This is a genomic window from Peptoniphilus sp. oral taxon 836 str. F0141, assembly GCF_000179335.1.
Taxonomy (GTDB): domain Bacteria; phylum Bacillota; class Clostridia; order Tissierellales; family Peptoniphilaceae; genus Peptoniphilus_A; species Peptoniphilus_A lacrimalis.
This window is the reverse complement of sequence record NZ_AEAA01000128.1, coordinates 1-1,250: the sequence shown is the minus strand read 5'-3', so window position 1 is coordinate 1,250 and position 1,250 is coordinate 1. Positions and strand designations below refer to the sequence as shown.

The following is a 1,250-nucleotide window of genomic DNA, read 5'->3' as shown; positions in this document are numbered from 1 at the left end:
TAGGAGGAAAATTATGGCAAAAGCAAAATTTGAAAGAAATAAACCTCACGTTAACGTAGGAACAATAGGCCACGTTGACCACGGTAAAACAACACTAACAGCAGCAATAACATTAGTATTAAATAAGAGATACGGCAGCGGAGAATTCATAGACTATGCCCACATAGACAAGGCACCAGAAGAAAGAGAAAGAGGAATCACAATCTCAACATCTCACGTAGAATATGAAACACCAAACCGTCACTACGCACACGTAGACTGTCCAGGCCACGCCGACTACGTAAAGAACATGATAACAGGAGCAGCCCAAATGGACGGAGCAATCCTAGTAGTAAGTGCAGCAGACGGACCAATGCCACAAACAAGAGAACACATCCTACTAGCAAGACAAGTAGGGGTACCAAAAATCGTAGTATTCTTAAACAAAGAAGACCAAGTAGACGACCCAGAACTAATCGAACTAGTAGAAATGGAAGTAAGAGACTTACTATCAGAATATGATTTTGACGGAGACAACACACCAATAGTAGTAGGCTCAGCCCTAAAAGCCCTAGAAGATCCAGACGGAGAATGGGGAGATAAAATCATAAAACTAATGGAAGAAGTAGACGAATACATTCCAACACCAGCAAGAGATGTAGACCATCCATTCCTAATGCCAGTAGAAGACATCTTCTCCATCACAGGAAGAGGAACAGTAGCAACAGGAAGAGTAGAAAGAGGAACAGTAAAAGTAGGCGACACAGTAGAAATCGTAGGACTAACAAACGAAAAGAGATCCGTAGTAGTAACCGGAGTAGAAATGTTCAAAAAACAACTAGACCAAGCAGAAGCCGGAGACAACATCGGAGCCCTACTAAGAGGAGTACAAAGAAACGAAATCGAAAGAGGACAAGTATTAGCAGCACCAAACTCAATACATCCCCACACAAAATTCGAAGCAGAAGTATACGTACTAACAAAAGAAGAAGGCGGAAGACACACACCATTCTTTAACGGCTACAGACCACAATTCTACTTCAGAACAACAGACGTAACAGGAGATATCCAATTACCAGAAGGAACAGAAATGGTAATGCCAGGAGATAATGCAACATTCACAGTAACCCTAATAACACCAATAGCAATGGATGAAGGATTAAGATTTGCAATACGTGAAGGCGGAAGAACAGTTGCATCAGGCGTTGTTTCTAAAATCTTAGAATAATAATTAAAAATTTTAGCGGTCATTTATGACCGCTATTTTTTGT

1 protein-coding gene is annotated in these 1,250 nt (G+C 40.8%); it reads left to right on the top strand.

Annotation, left to right across the window (positions count from 1 at the left end; genetic code table 11):
- Positions 1-13 precede the first annotated feature (13 nt).
- Positions 14-1,207, top strand: a complete 1,194-nt coding sequence (gene tuf, locus HMPREF9131_RS07250; RefSeq protein WP_009346206.1) for an elongation factor Tu — start codon at positions 14-16, stop codon at positions 1,205-1,207.
- Positions 1,208-1,250 lie beyond the last annotated feature (43 nt).